The sequence below is a fragment of the Nocardioides pakistanensis genome, assembly GCF_054781215.1.
Genome location: NZ_BAAGUV010000066.1, coordinates 35,001 through 52,041 on the forward strand (window position 1 = coordinate 35,001; position 17,041 = coordinate 52,041).

Consider the following 17,041-nt stretch of genomic DNA (forward strand, 5'->3'; position numbering starts at 1 on the left):
CGGCGGGCCGGGTCGTCGTACGCCGTAGGCTTGACCCGCCCGCCGCGAGCAAGCGGACGTGGGCAGACCCTCACGGAAAGCACCTTGATGAAGACGTTCGACGAGCTCTGGGCCGAGCTCACCGAGAAGGCCCAGACCCGACCTGCCGGGTCCGGCACCGTCCAGGCGCTCGACGCCGGCGTCCACGCGATCGGCAAGAAGCTGGTCGAGGAGGCCGCCGAGTCGTGGATGGCCGCCGAGCACGAGGGGCCCGAGCGGGCGGCCGAGGAGATCAGCCAGCTGCTGTACCACGCACAGGTGCTGATGATCGCGAGCGGGCTGACCCTCGACGACGTCTACGCGCACCTGTGACCTGCTGACCCAGCCCGCCCGTTCCGGAAGGCCCACCATGACCACCACGCCCGCACCCGCGAGCACGCTGCGGGTGGCGATCCCCAACAAGGGATCGCTGTCCCAGTCCGCCTCGGAGATCCTGCGCGAGGCCGGCTACCGGCAGCGCACGGACTCCAAGGAGCTCGTGCTCGCCGACCCGGAGAACGACGTCGAGTTCTTCTACCTGCGTCCCCGGGACATCGCGCTGTACGTCGGCGAGGGCACCCTCGACATCGGCATCACCGGCCGGGACCTGCTCCTGGACTCCGGTGCCAAGGCCGAGGAGGTGCTCACCCTCGGCTTCGGGCGGTCGCGGTTCCGGTTCGCAGCCCGTCCCGGCACGGTCACCTCGCAGGACGACCTGCACGGCAAGCGGATCGCCACGTCGTACGACGGGGTGGTCCGCCGCTTCCTGGAGGAGCGCGGGATCGACGCCACGGTCACGCGGCTCGACGGTGCTGTGGAGACCAGCATCCAGCTCGGCGTCGCCGACGTCATCGCCGATGTCGTGGAGACCGGGTCGACGCTGCGCCAGGCCGGGCTCGAGGTGGTCCTCGACACGATCCTGGAGTCCGAGGCGGTGCTGATCACCCGCTCGGGTGCTGAGGTGCCGGCCGGTCTCGAGGTCTTCCGGCGGCGCCTGGAGGGCGTCCTGGTGGCCCGCGCCTACGTGATGATGGACTACGACATCCGCATCGACCACGTCGAGCAGGCGGTCGCACTCACCCCGGGAATCGAGAGCCCCACCGTCTCGCCGCTGCACCGCGAGGGCTGGGTCGCGGTCCGGTCGATGGTGCCCCGGGAGGGTGCCCAGCGACTGATGGACGCGCTCTGGGAGATCGGCGCCCGCGGCATCCTGGTGACCGACATCCATGCCTGCCGCCTCTGACGCCCCGGCGACCACCCTGCCGGTGACCTTCCGCCCGCTGGGGGTCCGGGTCGCGGTGGTCGTGCTGGGTCTGGGACTGGTCGCGGTGACCGCGGCGATCTGGTTCGCCTTCCCCGAACGCACCCGCGACGCCTTCACCGTGCTCCAGCAGCTCACCGTGCTCGGCTTCGGCCTCGCCTACGCGGTGATGGGGCACGCCATGGGCCGATGCCGGATCGACGCCCGCGGGGACGGGCTGCTGGTCGTCAACGGCTACCGGTCGCACTTCTACCCCTGGGCGCGGATCTCGCGGATCACCCTGCGCAACGGTGCCCCGTGGGGCCTGATCGAGCTGACCGACGGCACGACCGCGCCGGCGATGGGCATCCAGGGCTCCGACGGTGCGCGCGCCGTACGCCACGTCAAGCAGCTGCGCGCCATCCAGCGCTCGCGGCAGGTCAGCGAGGCCTGAAAAAGCAGGTGCGGTGCCGCGGCCGGCGCTCCTAGCCTCACGGCATGGACGCACCGACGCTTCGCCCGTTGGCCCCCGCCGACATCCCTGCCTGGAGCCGGCTGCTCGCCGCCGTGGAGGCCGCCGACCGGACCGGCGAGCACTACAACGAGGCGGACCTCGCCGAAGAGATGGCCAACCCGGACATCGAGGTCGGCAAGGACATCGTCGGCGCCTGTGCCGGTGAGGAGCTGGTCGGGTTCTTCGCGGTCTACCCTCGCTCCGGTGTCGAGGACGTCCACAAGATCGGGCTGGACGGTGCGGTGCACCCGGACTTCCGTGGCCGCGGGGTGGGCACCGTGCTCGCGGCCGCGATGCGCGACCGGGCCCTGGCCGCGCATGCCGAGCGCCACCCCGGTCTCGACGCGCTGCTGACCCTGAGGGGGCTGTCGGGCAACGTCGCTCAGGAGGACCTGTTGCGCGGGGTGGGACTGCTGCCGGAGCGGTGGAGCTTCGTCATGCGTGCGGACCTCGCCGGCGAGCTTGCCCCGGCGCCTCCGGTGGTCGCGGGGCTGGAGCTGCGCAGGTACGACGACTCCCTGGCGACTGCCATGCACGCCGCGCACAACGCCGCGTTCGTGGACCATCCGAACTTCGCGCCGTGGTCGACGGCGATGTGGAAGCAGTGGGTGACCGACAGCCGCAGCTTCCGACCTGAGCTGAGCTTCGTCGTGGTCGATCCCATGGCCCCGGGGGAGGTCGTGGCGTACCTGCAGACAAACGAGTACGACGCCTACTTCCAGAGCACCGGCAGGCGGGAGGCCTACGTCGGCAAGGTCGGCACCCGGCGCGAGCATCGCGGTCGCGGGCTGGCCGGTGCTCTGCTGGGGCACGCGCTGCTGGCCTACCAGGCGGCCGGGTACGACGAAGCCTCGCTCGACGTGGACTCCGAGAACCCCACCGGCGCGCTCGGGATCTACCGACGCGCCGGGTTCGAGGTGGAGAGCCGCTGGACCGACTACGCGGAGCGGGTCCCGGCCGGATCAGGGCGGGGATGACCAACGCCCCTGGCCCCGGGACCTGAGGAAGGAGACGGTGGGCTCATGAGATCGATCGTGTCGCGGTGCCTGCTCGGCGCACTTCTGCTGCTCGGCATCGGCCTGCTCAGCTCCTGCGCAGCCGGCCCCAACGACGTGCCCGCCGGTGCCGACCCCGCGGGGTTCTGGCTCGGCCTGTGGCACGGCTTCATCACGCCGGTGACGTTCGTGATCTCTCTGTTCACCGACGACGTGAACATCTACGAGGTGCGCAACAACGGCAACTGGTACGACTTCGGCTACGTGTTCGGGCTGGCGATGATCTTCTCCGGCGGAGGCGGCGCGGGGGCGGCGAGCCGGCGCTAGCCGAGCACGACTGCCGCGTCCGCCTCGCCGGTGCCGTCGACCAGCAGGTCGGCGCGTTCGCGGGTCCGCTCCCGGACGAACAGCGCGTCCTCGTCGGCCATCCACCGGCGCCACTGCGGTAGCAGTGCCTCGCCGTCGCGCTCGATGCCCCGGGCCAGCCGGAGCTGGGCCGGTGCCTCCACCCAGACCAGGGTGGTGACCGAGGAGGCGTACGACAACGCCCCCGACCCGACTCCCTCGACCACCAGCAGGTCCACCGGCGCCACCTCACAGGTCTCGCCGAACCGCTCCTGGTGCCAGTCGTAGCGCCCGTAGCGCGCGGTCCGGCCCTCGCGCAGGGGAGTGAGCACGTCGCGCTCGAGGGTCGCGCTCACCTGCGGCAGGCCGCCCCAGCCGTCGAGCAGGTCGTCGAGGTGCACCAGCGCCACCGAACCGAGGGCACCGGCGTGATCGACGACCGCGGCGGCCAGCGTCGACTTGCCCGAGCCGGCCGGCCCGTCGATGCACACCAGCCGACCGTCGGCCAGCGTCGGAGGGCGCATCGAGGCCGTCCACACGACCAGGTCGGCGACGTCGCGCACGCGTCGCTGCCAGGCGTCGCCCGTGGTCACCAGGCGTGCCCGAGCCCGCGGTAGGTGGGAACGGTGTCCTCGATGCGGGAGCCGGTCAGCAGGTGCACCTGACGGGTGTGCTCGGCGAGCTCGCCGGACTTCGCGTGGCGGAACCAGACCAGGTCACCGATCGCGAGCAGGTCCGCGCCGGGGCCGACCAGCGGGGTCTGCACCTCACCGGCTCCCTCCAGCGTCGTGAGCGCCAGCCCCGGTGGCGCCCAGGGCAGCGGCGACCGGTCGGTCCCGGTGGCTCCGGAGGCGATCAGCCCGCCGCCGGCCACCGTCACCACGCCGGGGGACGGCCGACGCACCACCCGGAGGCCGAAGAAGGCCGCGGGGTGCGGGACGAAGCTGCGGTAGTGGTCGAACAGGTGCGGCACCAGCAGTCCGGAGCCCGCGGTCACCTCGGTCACCACCGGATCGGCCGCGGACGTCTCGAGGCTGCCCGACCCACCGGCGTTCCACAGCGGCATCGCGCACCGCTCCCGGAGCGCCGCGGCGACCTCGGCCCGACGGGACACCAGCTGCCTGACGGAAGCCTGTTTCATCCGGCGCACCGCGGCGGACCGGGCCGCCTGGCCGGGAACGTCGTCGGGGACTCCGGCGACCTGACCCTCGTAGGTCATCACCCCGGCCAGCTCGAAGCCGGGGCGGCGCAGGATCTCGTCCACCAGCGCCACCACCTGGGCGGCGTGAGTCAGGGGGGAGCGGCGGGGGCCCACGTGGGCGCCGGCCAGCCTCAGGCCGGCGTCGACGTCGACGGCCACCCGCACCACCGGCCCGCCGGGCCCACGCACCCGGTCGACGAGGTCGAGGTGCTCGGTCGCGTCGACCATCAGCGTCACCCTGGCGGCGAGGTCCTCGTCGCCACAGAGCCGCGCCAGCGCCGGCAGGTCCACGCTGGGGTAGCCCATCAGGACGTCGTCGCTGACCTGCTGCTCGGCGAGCCACAGCGCCTCCCTGAGCGAGTAGGCCAGCACTCCGGCGTACCCGGGGCGGGCCAGTGCCCGGCCGATCAGCTCGGGGACCCGCAACGACTTCGACGCCACCCGGATCGGCTTGCCGCCGGCACGCCGGACCAGGTCCTCGGCGTTGCGGTCGAAGGCGTCCAGGTCGACCACGACGGTGGGGGTCGGCGGTTGCTCGGACAGTGCCGACACGGCTCGGTCGAGCCGGGCGGCGAGCCGGTGGCGGTCGACGGCTGCCGCGAGGTCCGCGCGGCTCACGAGATGCCGTGCCGTTTCAGGATCGCCTCGATGTCGGCCAGGTCGTCGTCGGCGGCGGGCGTGGCCGCCGTACCGCCAGGACGGGCCGGGGGCTGCGAGGGCGCGGCGGGCAGCGCAGCCTCCTTGCGGGAGCGCGGTGCCGAACCCACCCCGCGCCGGCCGAGAGCACCGGCGACGACGAAGAGCAGCGCCGAGACGCCGGCCACCGCGATCCCGAACCAGACCGACGGGCTGAGCACGAGGCGGGCGGCCCAGTCGACCACCGCGTCGCCGATCCGCCACAGCAGCCGCAGGGTCCCGGTGAGGTAGGCCGCGGCCGGCAGCAGCGCCACTGCCAGCATCCGGAGCCCGGCGACCGGCCCTCGGCGACGCCAGAACGCGACCGTGCCGACGAGCCCGAGCAGGGTCAGGACCGCGGTCAGTGCCTGCCAGGTGATGGTGTCGAACGAACCCACGGCACCAGCCTGTCACACCCGGCGGGGCCGGGTGCGGCCTGTGTTGGCAGACTGGCCGGATGCGCACCATCGCAGATCCCGGGTTCGCCGGTGACGACGGCTCCGTGGCCGCGGAGGTGGCCGCCGCCCTGGCCGCCTACGCCGGTGACCCGTCCGGGCTGCACCACCGCACGCTCGCGACCCTGCAGGACAGCCGGCTGCTGGTCCCGGTGGTCGCGGTTCTCGGCGAGGTGGAGTACGACGAGCACGGGCTCGCCCATGACAAGACCTCCGACATGGCGACCGTGCTGATGCGGGGCAAGGACGGCCGGCTCGCCCTCCTGGCCTTCACCGGCACCGACCCGCTGCACCGCTGGAACCCCGAGGCGCGCCCCGTGCCGGTGACCGTACGTCAGGCGGCGCAGGCCGCGGTGCACGACGACGCCGCCGCACTCGTCGTCGACGTCGCCGGACCGGTGATGCTGGTCGTGGAGGCCGACGACCTGCGGTCGCTCGCCGACGGGTTCCGCCTGGTCGAGTCCGCCGGCGGTTGGGCCTGGGCCCGGCTCAGCGAGCCCGCTGGGGGCGCACCGGACCGGTGAGCTTCTCGCCGGGGCCCTCGCCGGGGGCGTCCTCGATGTCCGAGGCCTCCCGGAACGCCAGCTGGAGGGTGCGCAGCCCGTCGCGCAGCGGCGCGGCGTGGTGGTGCCCGAGCCGGGGCGCCGCCGCGGTGACCAGGCCCGCGAGCGCCTCGATCAGGGTGCGTGCCTCGTCGAGGTCGACGTGGTCGGGGAGGTCCTCGGCCAGGCCCAGGTTGACCGCGGCCGAGCTCATCAGGTGCAGCGCGGCGGTGGAGACGATCTCGATGGCGGGGACGTCGGCGATGTCGCGGGAGGTGGCCTCGGCCGCGCCCATGGCGACCTCGGAGGGCATGTCGGTCATGTTCCCAGGGTGTCACGGCCGCCGCGATGTGCGTTCGGCGGTGGTCTGCGGGTATGCTTGCCGGGACCGATCTCGATGATCGGCCGTCTGTGTGCCCCGGCCACCCCCTTGGGAACACCCGGAGCCTGCAGATGGTTGACCATCACGAGATCTGACAAGCGGAGACCAGTTCTCCCACCCGCATCGACCCCCGGGTCGTCGGGTCCGGTCGCGAGGAGCATCTCGCACGGCGCACGCCGGGTGGGGCGCGTCTCGCCAGGCGTCGAGCCTGGTCCGCGGTGGCGACACCGCCGGACCCGGACGTCGTCGAGGCTGGCTTCCGCTTGTGTGTCGAGCGGAGGCCTTTTTTCTTGCCCAACGGGCACGGGGCCGCCGGGCGACCAGGTCAGCCCACAAGACCCACCCCAGGAGGACCCATCAGCACAGAGCTGCGCATCAACGACCGGATCCGGGTGCCCGAGGTCCGGCTCGTCGGCCCGAACGGCGAGACCGTCGGCATCGTTCGCATCGAGGACGCACTGCGCCTGGCGCAGGAGGCCGACCTCGACCTCGTCGAGGTCGCACCGACTGCGCGTCCGCCCGTCTGCAAGCTCATGGACTACGGCAAGTTCAAGTACGAGAACGCGCAGAAGGCGCGCGAGGCTCGTCGGAACCAGACCAACGTGGTCATCAAGGAGATGAAGCTCCGGCCGAAGATCGACGCGCACGACTACGAGACCAAGAAGGGTCACGTCGTGCGGTTCCTCCGGCAGGGCGACAAGGTCAAGATCACGATCATGTTCCGCGGTCGTGAGCAGCACCGTCCCGAGCTCGGGTTCCGGCTGCTCCAGCGCCTGGCCGAGGATGTGACCGACCTCGGTTTCGTGGAGTCGGCCCCCAAGCAGGACGGCCGCAACATGATCATGGTCCTCGGCCCGCACAAGAAGAAGGCCGAGGCCAAGGCGGAGGTCAAGGCGGAGAAGGCCGAGAAGGCCGCCGAACGGGCCGCCGAGCGCGAGGCGGAGCACGCCGAGCGTTCCGCCGGGGCGACCGCGGCGCCGGTCGAGTCGAAGAAGCCGAAGCGTCGCTCGGAGAACCTCGACCCAGACATGTGACACCAGCCCGTCCGGGCACGGACGGGCGCGAGAGAACCGAAAAGGACAACCAATGCCGAAGATGAAGGCGCACTCCGGTGCGAGCAAGCGCTTCAAGGTGACCGGGTCGGGCAAGCTGCGCCGCCAGAAGGCCGGCCGCCGCCACCTGCTCGAGCACAAGCCGTCGACCCTCACCCGCCGCCTCGCCGGCACCGAGGACGTCGCCAAGGCAGACGTCAAGAAGGTCAAGAAGCTGCTCGGCAAGTGACCTCGCGGTCACCTCGCCGGTCCCCGAACACGTAGAAGCATCAAGGAGTAAGAAGTGGCACGCGTCAAGCGGGCAGTCAATGCCCAGAAGAAGCGCCGGGTAACCCTCGAGCGCGCGTCCGGCTACCGCGGTCAGCGCTCGCGCCTCTACCGCAAGGCCAAGGAGCAGGTCACCCACTCGCTGGTGTACAGCTACCGCGACCGTCGCGCCAAGAAGGGCGAGTTCCGCAAGCTGTGGATCCAGCGCATCAACGCCGCGGCCCGCGCCAACGGCATGACCTACAACCGGTTCATGCAGGGCCTCAAGGCCGCCGGTGTCGAGGTCGACCGCAAGATCCTCGCGGACATGGCCGTCAACGACGCCGCCACGTTCACCGCCATGGTGGAGCTGGCGAAGGCGAACCTCCCCGAGGACGTCAACGCCGAGAAGGCGTCCGCCTGATCGCTGCGGCGACCACCGGGCAACCCACGTCGATGGCGAGTCTCCCTGCCGACCCGACCGTGCTCTCCGCGAGGAGTGGCCGGGTCAAGGCGGTACGGAGGCTCGCCAGACGCGTTTCCAGGGCCGAGACCCGGCTCTTCCTCGCCGAGGGGCCGCAGGCGGTCCGCGAGGCACTCGAGCTGGCCGGCTGTGTGGCCGAGGTGTTCGCGCTGCCGCGCGCGGCCGAGGCGCACCCCGAGCTCAGCGCCCGTGCGGCGGACCAGGGCATCGCCTGGCACCTCGTCGACGACGACGCGCTGCGGTCGCTCGCCGAGACCGTGCACCCGCAGGGCGTGGTCGCGGTGTGCCGGTTCCTGGACCGGCCGCTGACCGCCGTACTCCCCGAGCCGCCCGTGGCCACCCCGGCGCTCGTGGCGGTGTGCGCGGACGTGCGCGACCCGGGCAACGCCGGGACGGTCATCCGGTCCGCGGACGCTGCCGGTGCTTCCGCGGTGGTCCTCACCGGGAGCTCGGTCGATCCCTACAACGGCAAGGCGGTGCGCGCCAGCGCCGGCAGCCTGTTCCACCTCGGACTGGCGATCGAGCCCGACACCGCGGAGGTGGTGGCCGAGCTCCGCCGCCGGGGCTTCCTGGTGCTCGCCGCCGACGGCGCCGGGGAGACCGACCTCGACCGCGCACTCGACGACGGCCTGCTCGACCTCCCCACCGCGTGGTTGTTCGGCAACGAGGCCTGGGGCCTGCCCGACGAGGTCGCCGCACTGGCCGACCACCGGGTGCGGATCCCGATCCATGGCCGCGCCGAGAGCCTCAACCTGGCCACGGCAGCAGCGGTCTGTCTCTACGCCTCGGCGGGCGCGCAGCGACGCGCGGCACGCTGAGCGCGACGAGTCGCAACGCCCGGTTTCAACCACTAGCCTGGGCTGCGTGCCGTTCCTCCCCGAGCCCGTCGACCCGCTGAGCTTCGACGCGCTGCCCGACGGAGTGATCCTCGCCGACCAGACCGGCACGGTGGTCGGGATGAACGCCGCCGCCCGGATGATGCTGCGCACCGGCGACGGACGCGGCAAGCACCTCTCCGACGTGGTCGCGCTCCAGGACCAGGCCGGCAACGACTGGTACACCACCGTCGGCCTGTACGACGGTCCGCGGCTGCGCTCCGGGATCCCCGAGCAGTCGTGGTTCCTCGCCGACGGCACCGAGCTGCTGCTCACCGTGCGGATCCTGCGCGAGGGCAAGCAGGGCCCCACCCGCGGGGTGGCCCTGTGCCTGCGCACCTCGCGCGCACGCGCCCGGCTCGACCGCGAGCGCTCCGACCTGGTCGCCACCGTCGCGCACGAGCTGCGCTCGCCGCTGACCGGCGTGAAGGGCTTCGTCGCCACGCTGCTCACCAAGTGGGACCGGCTCAACGACGACCAGAAGAAGCTGATGCTCACCACGGTCAACTCCGATGCCGACCGGCTCACGCGGCTGATCGCGGAGCTGCTCGACGTGGCCCGGATCGACACCGGCCGGCTGTCGCTGTACCCCCGGCCGCTGGACTTCACCCCGGCCGTGGAGCGGGTCCTGGACTCGGTGCGGGCGGGCACGGGACGCGAGATCGTGCTCGACGCCGCGCCCGACCTGCCGCGGGTGCACGCAGACCCCGACAAGTTCGTGCAGGTGGTCACCAACCTCGTGGAGAACGCCGTGCGGCACGGCGAGGGCGTGGTCCGGCTCACGCTCGGCCCGACCGGCGACGGCGATGCGTTCCGCGGGGTCCGGATGCACGTCGACGACCAGGGTGAGGGGATCAGCCCGGAGATCCGCAACCGGGTCTTCACCAAGTTCTGGAAGCACGGGGTGCGCGGCGGGTCCGGGCTGGGGATGTACATCGTGCACGGCCTGGTCACCGCCCACGGTGGCGCGGTGGAGATCGGCGACGCGCCCGGAGGCGGCGCCCGGATCACCGTGACCTGGCCCGCCGAGGACCTCCGCGAGGAGTGAGTCCAGCGGGCGAATCCGGTTCGCGCTGCGGCGCGGGCAGTTCCTAGACTGGTGCGTGCACCCACCACCCGCCGCCCCGTGAAAGGCAACCATGTCGGGCCCGAACACCGATTACGACCCCGTCGAGGTCACCCCGTTGCGCGCCGACGAGGTCGACGCCATGCGCGACGCAGCGCTCGCGGCGATCGCCGAGGCCGGTGACCTGGAGGAGCTCAAGGCGGTCCGGCTCGCCCACGCGGGGGAGCGCTCGCCGCTCGCCCTGGCGAACCGGGAGATCGGTGCCCTCCCGCCGCAGGCGCGCAAGGAGGCCGGGATGCGCGTGGGCCAGGCCCGCGGCGCGGTCAGCAAGGCGCTGGCCGAGCGGCATGAGGTGCTGCAGGCCGAGCGCGAGGCCCGGATGCTGGTCGAGGAGACCGTCGACGTCACCGTCCCGTGGGACCGCGAGCCGCAGGGCGCCCGGCACCCGCTGACCACCATCCAGGAGACGATCGCCGACGTGTTCGTCGCGATGGGCTGGGAGGTCGCCGAGGGTCCCGAGGTGGAGGCCGAGTGGCTCAACTTCGACGCTCTGAACCTCGGCCCCGACCACCCGGCGCGGACCATGCAGGACACCTTCTGGCTCGAGCCCTCCGAGGGCGGGCTGGTGCTGCGCACCCACACCTCGCCGGTGCAGGCGCGGACCATGATCACCGAGCAGCCGCCGATCTACGTCGTCGTGCCGGGCCGGGTCTACCGCACCGACGAGCTCGACGCGACGCACACCCCGGTCTTCCACCAGGTCGAGGGGCTCGTCGTCGACAAGGGCATCTCGATGGCGCACCTGAAGGGCACCCTCGACCACTTCGCCGAGGCGATGTTCGGCGAGGGCATCACGACCCGGTTCCGCCCGTCGTACTTCCCGTTCACCGAGCCCAGCGCCGAGGTCGACCTGGTCTGCTTCGTGTGCCGCGGCACCGGCCGCGACAGCAGCGGCGAGCAGGACTGTCGCACCTGCAAGGGCGAGGGCTGGATCGAGTGGGGCGGCTGCGGCGTGGTCAACCCCCGGGTGCTGACCGCCTGCGGCATCGACCCCGAGACCTACTCCGGCTTCGCGTTCGGCATGGGCCTGGAGCGGACCCTGATGTTCCGCCACGGCATCGGGGACATGCGCGACATCGTCGAGGGCGACGTCCGGTTCACCCTGCCCTTCGGAATGGAGATCTGATGCGGGCCCCGCTTTCCTGGCTGCGTGAGTACGTCGACCTGCCCGCCGACCTCACCCCGGAGGACCTCGCGCACCGGATGACCATGCTCGGGCTGAAGCTCGAGTCCCTGGAGGCCCCCGGCGCCGAGATCGAGGGCCCGCTCGTCGTGGGCCGGGTGCTCGGCTTCGACGACGAGCCGCAGAAGAACAGCAAGGTGATCCGGTGGTGCCGGGTCGACGTCGGACCCGAGCACAACGACGCCGACGGCGGGCGCGGCATCGTCTGCGGTGCGCACAACTTCGCCGAGGGCGACCTGGTCGTGGTCTCCCTGCCCGGCTCGGTGCTGCCCGGACCGTTCCCGATCTCCGCGCGCAAGACCTACGGTCACGTCTCCGACGGCATGATCTGCTCCACCCGGGAGCTCGGCACCGGCGACGACCACGGCGGGATCCTGGTCCTCGACCCGCGGCTGGAGCCGGACGTGAAGCCCGGCGACGACGCGATCGAGCTGCTGCACCTGCGCGACCACGTGATCGAGTTCGAGATCAACCCCGACCGCGCCTACGGGCTGTCGCTGCGCGGGCTGGCCCGTGAAGCCGCCCTGGGCTTCGGCGTCGGCTTCCACGACCCGGCGGTCCGTGAGGTGCCCGCACCCAACGACGCCGGCTACCCGGTGCGCGTCGAGGCGCCGGACGGCTGTCCGGTGTTCGCGACCCGGACGGTCACCGGCTTCGACCCGAGCGCGCCGACCCCGCGCTGGCTCGCCCGCCGGATCCAGCTGGCCGGGATGCGCCCGATCTCGCTCGCCGTCGACATCACCAACTACGTGATGCTCGAGCTTGGCCAGCCGATCCACGGCTACGACGGCGACAAGCTGCAGGGCCCGATCGTCGTACGCCGGGCCCGGCCGGGGGAGAAGCTCACCACGCTCGACGACGTCACCCGCGACCTCGATCCCGAGGACCTGCTGATCACCGACGACCGGGGACCGATCGGCCTCGCCGGGGTGATGGGCGGCCAGGAGACCGAGCTCAGCGCGACCACGACCCACGTGGTCATCGAGGCGGCGCACTTCGAGCCCACCTCGATCTTCCGCACCGCCCGCCGGCACAAGCTGCCCTCGGAGGCCTCCAAGCGCTTCGAGCGTGGCGTCGACCCGCTGCTGCCCGCCTACGCCGCGGACCGGGTGGCCGAGCTGCTGGTCGCATTCGGTGGCGGCACGGTCACCGACGGGGTGACCTACGTCGGCAGCCCGCCGGAGGCCGCCGACCTCGTCATCGACGCCGGACTGCCTGCCCGGATCAGCGGGATCGACATCCCGGCCGACACCGCAGCGGAGCACCTGCGCGCGGTCGGCTGCGCGGTCGCCGTGGACGGGGACCGGCTCACGGTCGCGCCGCCATCGTGGCGGCCCGACATCACCGACCCCTACGACCTCGTCGAGGAGGTCGTCCGCGTGGTCGGCTACGACCGGGTGCCCTCGGTGCTGCCGAGCGCCCCGACCGGTCGCGGGCTGACCCGCACGCAGCGGCTGCGTCGGCGTGCCGGGCGGGCCCTGGCGGGCTCCGGCTACGTCGAGGTGCTGACCTACCCGTTCGTGGGCGAGGCCGACTGGGACGCGCTCGCGCTCGACGCCGACGACGACCGCCGGCGCACCGTGCGGGTGGCCAACCCGCTGTCGGAGGAGGAGCCGGAGCTGCGCACCACGCTGCTGCCCGGCCTGCTCAAGACGCTGGCCCGCAACGTCGGCCGCGGGATCAGCGACGTCGCCCTCTTCGAGCAGGCGCCGGTGTACCTGCCGGGGCCGGGGGAGCGGACGGCGCCGATCCTGGGCGTCGACCGCCGGCCCACCCCCGAGGAGTGGGCCGAGCTCCAGGCCGCCGTCCCCGACCAGCCGATGCACGTAGCGGTCGCGCTGGCCGGTGAGCGGGAGCGCTCGGGATGGTGGGGCAAGGGCCGCCAGGCCGAGTGGGCCGACGCGGTGGAGGCGGTGCGCCGCCTGGCGCGCACGCTCGGCGCCGAGGTGGACGTGCGCTCCGCGAGTCGCGCTCCCTGGCACCCGGGCCGCTGCGCCGAGGTGCTGCTCGACGGCGCCGTCGTCGGTCACGCCGGTGAGCTGCACCCCAACGTCTGCAAGGCGTTCGGTGTCCCGCCGCGCACGGCGGTGGCCGAGGTGGACCTCGACGCGCTGATGCTGGCCGCGGCCGACGTCGTCCCGGCCCCGGCGTTCTCGACGTACCCCGTGGCGAAGGAGGACGTCGCGCTCGTGGTCGACGACACGGTTTCGGCGGCCGCGGTCGCGGGAACGCTGCGAGAAGGTGCCGGTCCGCTGCTGGAGTCGCTGCGGCTCTTCGACGTCTACACCGGCGAGCAGGTCGGTGCCGGCAAGAAGTCGTTGGCCTTCGCCCTGCGGTTCCGGGCACCCGACCGCACGCTCACCGATGCCGAGGTCGCCGAGGCTCGGGAGACCGCGGTCCGGCTGGCCGCGCAGCGACATGGGGCGACGCTCCGGTCCTGAGCGCAACTTGCATGCCCATGCACTTTCCCGTATGGTCATGCGCATGTCTGAGGCGAGGAACGTCAAGGTCGCCGTCGCCGGCGCCAGCGGGTACGCCGGGGGCGAGGTGCTACGCCTGCTCCTGGACCACCCGGCCGTCGAGATCGGTGCGCTGACCGCCGGCTCCAATGCCGGTGAGCGGCTCGGCCGGCTGCAGCCGCACCTGGTCCCGTTGGCCGACCGGGTCCTCGAGGACACCACCGTGGAGGTGCTGTCGGGCCACGACGTGGTCTTCCTGGCGCTTCCGCACGGACAGTCCGGCGAGATCGCCAAGGCACTGCCCGACGACTGCGTCGTGATCGACTGTGGTGCGGACTTCCGGCTCGCCGACGCTGGGTTGTGGGAGAAGTTCTACGGCGGGCAGCACGCCGGCTCGTGGCCCTACGGCATGCCCGAGCTGCGTGGCCAGCGCGACCGGCTCGCCGGCGCGACCCGGATCGCGGTGCCCGGCTGCTACCCCACGGTCTCGACTCTCACCATCGCCCCGGCGGTTGCGGCCGGGGTGGTCGATCCCTCCGACGTGGTGGTCGTGGCCGCCTCCGGCACCTCGGGCGCCGGCAAGGCCGCCAAGCCGCACCTGCTCGGGTCGGAGGTGATGGGCTCGGCGAGCGCCTACGGCGTCGGCGGGACCCACCGGCACACCCCCGAGATCATCCAGAACCTCTCCGGGCTCACCGACGAGCAGGTGCGCGTCTCGTTCACCCCGATGCTCGTCCCGATGCCTCGCGGCATTCTGGCCACCTGCTCGGCGCCCCTGACCGGGCAGCTCTCCGCCGAGGACGCCCGCGCGATCTACGCGAAGGCGTACGCCGACGAGCCGTTCGTCCAGGTGCTGCCCGAGGGGCAGTGGCCGCAGACCAAGTCCGTCGTCGGGTCCAACAGCGTGCACGTGCAGGTCACCGTGGACGCCGACGCCGGACGGCTCGTCGCCGTCGGCGCCGTCGACAACCTCGCCAAGGGCACCGGCGGCGCCGCGGTCCAGTGCATGAACCTCGCGCTCGGTCTGCCCGAGACCACCGGTCTCACCACGGTCGGTCTCGCGCCGTGAACCCCGCCTCCGCCCGGACCACCGGCCGGACCGCACCCGAAGGAACATCATGAGTGTCACCGCCCCCAAGGGCTTCCGTGCGTCCGGCGTGGCCGCCGGCCTGAAGTCCACCGGCGCCAAGGACATGGCGCTGGTCGTCAACGACGGGCCCCAGCACGCCTCCGCGACGGTGTTCACCAGCAACCGCTGCAAAGCCAACCCCGTGCTGTGGAGCCAGGAGGTCGTCAAGGACGGTGTCGTCCGCGCGGTGATCCTGAACTCCGGCGGTGCCAACTGCTACACCGGCGCCGAGGGCTTCCAGACCACGCATGCCGTCGCCGAGCAGACCGCCGGCGCGCTCGGGATCGGGCCGATCGACGTGGTGGTCTGCAGCACCGGCCTGATCGGCCTCAGGAACGACCGCGAGGACCTCCTCGCCGGCGTGGACGCGTGTGCGGCGGCCCTCTCGGTCGACGGCGGCCGTGACGCCGCCGAGGCGATCATGACCACCGACTCGGTGAGCAAGGGGGTCGTCGTCGAGGGCAGCGGCTGGACGATCGGCGGGATGGCCAAGGGCGCCGGGATGCTGGCCCCCCAGCTGGCCACGATGCTCGTCGTACTCACCACCGACGCCAAGATCACCGCGCAGGAGGCGGACCAGGCGCTCCGCGCAGCGACCCGGGTCAGCTTCGACCGGCTCGACTCCGACGGCTGCATGTCCACCAACGACACCGTGACCCTGCTGGCCAGCGGCGCCTCGGGGATCACCCCGACGCTCGAGGACTTCACCGAGGCGCTGACCCGGGCCTGCACGGACCTCGCGATGCAGCTGCTGGCCGACGCCGAGGGCGCCGACCACGAGATCGCGATCACCGTCCTGAACGCCGCGAGCGAGGACGACGCCGTGGAGGTCGGACGCTCGGTCGCCCGCAGCAACCTCTTCAAGGCAGCCGTCTTCGGCAAGGACCCCAACTGGGGCCGCGTGCTCGCCTCGATCGGCACCACGCAGGCCGCGTTCGACCCCGCCGACCTCGACGTGGCGATGAACGGCGTCTGGGTCTGCCGCGCCTCGGAGCCCGCCGAGTCCCCGGACCTGGTCGACCTGTCGGGTCGGGAGGTCACGGTCACGATCGACCTCAAGGCCGGGGACGCCCGCGCGACGGTGTGGACCAACGACCTGACGCACGCCTACGTGCACGAGAACTCCGCCTACTCCAGCTGAGGATGCGCCGACGATGACGACCGACCCCTCGAGCTCCGAGCTCGCCGCCGCCAAGAGCCCGGCGGAGTGGAAGAAGATGACCCAGAAGGCAGCCACGCTCGCCGAGGCGCTGCCCTGGCTCAAGCAGTACCACGGCAAGACCATCGTGGTGAAGTACGGCGGCAACGCGATGACCGACGACGACCTGAAGCGGGCGTTCGCCGAGGACATCGTCTTCCTGCGCTACGCCGGCTTCCACCCCGTGGTGGTGCACGGCGGCGGCCCGCAGATCAACCGGATGCTGGACCGGCTGGAGATCGACTCGGAGTTCCGCGGCGGGCTGCGCGTCACCACGCCCGAGGCGATGGACGTCGTGCGGATGGTCCTCGTCGGTCAGGTGGGCCGCGAGCTTGTGGGGCTGCTCAACCAGCACGGACCGCTGGCGGTCGGCCTGTCCGGTGAGGACGCCGGGTTGTTCACCGCGCGCCGCACCAACGCGGTCGTCGACGGGGAGGAGGTCGACCTCGGCCTGGTCGGCGAGGTGGAGCAGGTCCGCCCCGAGGCGGTGCGGGACCTGATCGAGGCCGGGCGGATCCCGGTGATCTCGTCGGTCGCGCCGGACGAGGACGGCGTCGTGCACAACGTCAACGCCGACACCGCAGCCGGTGCCCTGGCCGCCGCGCTCGGCGCCGAGAAGCTGCTCGTGCTCACCGACGTCGAGGGTCTCTACCGCGACTGGCCCGACAGCGACGACGTGATCGGTCAGATCAGTCCCGAGGCGCTCGAGGAGCTGCTGCCGTCGCTGGCCAGCGGCATGGTCCCGAAGATGCGGGCCTGCCTGACCGCGATCCGCGGCGGCGTGCCGCGCACCACGGTCGTCGACGGTCGCGAGCCGCACGCCGTGCTCCTGGAGATCTTCACCGACGAGGGCGTCGGCACGCAGGTGCTTCCCGGGGTGGAGACCAAGGTCCGCTCCGCGCTGCGGAAGGAGGGTGAGTGA

Annotated in this window: 20 protein-coding genes; 16 read left to right on the forward strand and 4 right to left on the reverse strand. The window is 72.4% G+C overall.

Annotated elements, in window-relative coordinates; genetic code table 11:
* Nucleotides 1-84: 84 nt before the first annotated feature.
* The 5 genes from ACYVIH_RS19585 to ACYVIH_RS19605 are packed head-to-tail and all read left to right on the forward strand — an operon-like array spanning nucleotide 85 to nucleotide 3,094.
* Nucleotides 85-351, forward strand: a complete 267-nt coding sequence (locus ACYVIH_RS19585) for a phosphoribosyl-ATP diphosphatase (protein WP_460871220.1) — start codon at nucleotides 85-87, stop codon at nucleotides 349-351.
* Nucleotides 352-388: 37 nt separating this feature from the next.
* Nucleotides 389-1,261 (forward strand): ATP phosphoribosyltransferase, encoded by an 873-nt coding sequence (hisG, locus tag ACYVIH_RS19590; protein WP_460871221.1) that lies wholly within the window; start codon nucleotides 389-391, stop codon nucleotides 1,259-1,261.
* Nucleotides 1,245-1,712, forward strand: a complete 468-nt coding sequence (locus tag ACYVIH_RS19595; protein ID WP_460871222.1) for a PH domain-containing protein — start codon at nucleotides 1,245-1,247, stop codon at nucleotides 1,710-1,712. Before hisG ends, ACYVIH_RS19595 begins: the two co-directional genes overlap by 17 nt.
* A gap of 44 nt (nucleotides 1,713-1,756) precedes the next feature.
* The gene (locus ACYVIH_RS19600) at nucleotides 1,757-2,749 is read left to right on the forward strand and encodes a GNAT family N-acetyltransferase (protein ID WP_460871223.1); all 993 of its coding nucleotides are present in this window, start codon (nucleotides 1,757-1,759) and stop codon (nucleotides 2,747-2,749) included.
* Between the two features lie 45 nt (nucleotides 2,750-2,794).
* A complete protein-coding gene (locus ACYVIH_RS19605) occupies nucleotides 2,795-3,094 on the forward strand; it encodes a hypothetical protein (protein ID WP_460871224.1) in 300 nt (99 codons plus the stop codon).
* Here the strand turns inward: ACYVIH_RS19605 and ACYVIH_RS19610 are convergent.
* The 3 genes from ACYVIH_RS19610 to ACYVIH_RS19620 are packed head-to-tail and all read right to left on the reverse strand — an operon-like array spanning nucleotide 3,091 to nucleotide 5,386.
* A complete protein-coding gene (locus tag ACYVIH_RS19610; protein WP_460871225.1) occupies nucleotides 3,091-3,705 on the reverse strand; it encodes a uridine kinase family protein in 615 nt (204 codons plus the stop codon). The genes ACYVIH_RS19605 and ACYVIH_RS19610 overlap by 4 nt on opposite strands.
* Complete coding sequence (locus tag ACYVIH_RS19615) at nucleotides 3,702-4,931, reverse strand: alanine racemase (RefSeq protein WP_460871226.1); 1,230 nt, start codon at nucleotides 4,929-4,931, stop codon at nucleotides 3,702-3,704. Before ACYVIH_RS19615 ends, ACYVIH_RS19610 begins: the two co-directional genes overlap by 4 nt.
* Nucleotides 4,928-5,386 carry a hypothetical protein gene (locus ACYVIH_RS19620; RefSeq protein WP_460871227.1) on the reverse strand — a complete coding sequence of 153 codons (459 nt, stop codon included), beginning with the start codon at nucleotides 5,384-5,386 and terminating at the stop codon, nucleotides 4,928-4,930. The genes ACYVIH_RS19615 and ACYVIH_RS19620 overlap by 4 nt, the downstream gene beginning before the upstream one ends.
* Before the next feature lie 59 nt (nucleotides 5,387-5,445).
* Here ACYVIH_RS19620 and ACYVIH_RS19625 point away from each other — a divergent pair, with 59 nt between their 5' ends.
* Nucleotides 5,446-5,967, forward strand: coding sequence for an SseB family protein (locus ACYVIH_RS19625; RefSeq protein ID WP_460871228.1), 522 nt, complete (start codon nucleotides 5,446-5,448; stop codon nucleotides 5,965-5,967).
* Here ACYVIH_RS19625 and ACYVIH_RS19630 read toward each other — a convergent pair.
* The gene (locus tag ACYVIH_RS19630; RefSeq protein ID WP_460871229.1) at nucleotides 5,933-6,307 is read right to left on the reverse strand and encodes a DUF1844 domain-containing protein; all 375 of its coding nucleotides are present in this window, start codon (nucleotides 6,305-6,307) and stop codon (nucleotides 5,933-5,935) included. The two genes, ACYVIH_RS19625 and ACYVIH_RS19630, sit on opposite strands and share 35 nt — an antisense overlap.
* Before the next feature lie 416 nt (nucleotides 6,308-6,723).
* On the opposite strand from ACYVIH_RS19630, the gene infC reads away from it, so the two are divergent.
* The 10 genes from infC (at nucleotide 6,724) to argB (ending at nucleotide 17,041) form a co-directional block, all read left to right on the forward strand.
* Nucleotides 6,724-7,401 carry a translation initiation factor IF-3 gene (gene infC / locus ACYVIH_RS19635; RefSeq protein WP_460871251.1) on the forward strand — a complete coding sequence of 226 codons (678 nt, stop codon included), beginning with the start codon at nucleotides 6,724-6,726 and terminating at the stop codon, nucleotides 7,399-7,401.
* A gap of 52 nt (nucleotides 7,402-7,453) precedes the next feature.
* Nucleotides 7,454-7,648, forward strand: coding sequence for a 50S ribosomal protein L35 (rpmI, locus tag ACYVIH_RS19640; RefSeq protein ID WP_460871230.1), 195 nt, complete (start codon nucleotides 7,454-7,456; stop codon nucleotides 7,646-7,648).
* A gap of 54 nt (nucleotides 7,649-7,702) precedes the next feature.
* A complete protein-coding gene (rplT, locus tag ACYVIH_RS19645) occupies nucleotides 7,703-8,089 on the forward strand; it encodes a 50S ribosomal protein L20 (RefSeq protein ID WP_460871231.1) in 387 nt (128 codons plus the stop codon).
* A gap of 32 nt (nucleotides 8,090-8,121) precedes the next feature.
* On the forward strand, nucleotides 8,122-8,967 hold the full coding sequence (locus tag ACYVIH_RS19650; protein ID WP_460871232.1) for a TrmH family RNA methyltransferase: 846 nt from the start codon (nucleotides 8,122-8,124) through the stop codon (nucleotides 8,965-8,967).
* A 46-nt stretch (nucleotides 8,968-9,013) separates the two neighbouring features.
* Nucleotides 9,014-10,072, forward strand: coding sequence for a sensor histidine kinase (locus ACYVIH_RS19655; protein WP_460871233.1), 1,059 nt, complete (start codon nucleotides 9,014-9,016; stop codon nucleotides 10,070-10,072).
* Nucleotides 10,073-10,163: 91 nt separating this feature from the next.
* Entirely contained in the window at nucleotides 10,164-11,276 is a 1,113-nt protein-coding gene (gene pheS / locus ACYVIH_RS19660; RefSeq protein WP_460871234.1) for a phenylalanine--tRNA ligase subunit alpha, read from the forward strand.
* Nucleotides 11,276-13,774 carry a phenylalanine--tRNA ligase subunit beta gene (pheT, locus tag ACYVIH_RS19665; protein ID WP_460871235.1) on the forward strand — a complete coding sequence of 833 codons (2,499 nt, stop codon included), beginning with the start codon at nucleotides 11,276-11,278 and terminating at the stop codon, nucleotides 13,772-13,774. Before pheS ends, pheT begins: the two co-directional genes overlap by 1 nt.
* 43 nt (nucleotides 13,775-13,817) lie before the next feature.
* On the forward strand, nucleotides 13,818-14,861 hold the full coding sequence (gene argC / locus ACYVIH_RS19670) for an N-acetyl-gamma-glutamyl-phosphate reductase (protein WP_460871236.1): 1,044 nt from the start codon (nucleotides 13,818-13,820) through the stop codon (nucleotides 14,859-14,861).
* Nucleotides 14,862-14,910: 49 nt separating this feature from the next.
* Nucleotides 14,911-16,062 (forward strand): bifunctional glutamate N-acetyltransferase/amino-acid acetyltransferase ArgJ, encoded by a 1,152-nt coding sequence (gene argJ / locus ACYVIH_RS19675; protein ID WP_460871237.1) that lies wholly within the window; start codon nucleotides 14,911-14,913, stop codon nucleotides 16,060-16,062.
* Between the two features lie 76 nt (nucleotides 16,063-16,138).
* Nucleotides 16,139-17,041, forward strand: coding sequence for an acetylglutamate kinase (gene argB, locus ACYVIH_RS19680; protein WP_460871252.1), 903 nt, complete (start codon nucleotides 16,139-16,141; stop codon nucleotides 17,039-17,041).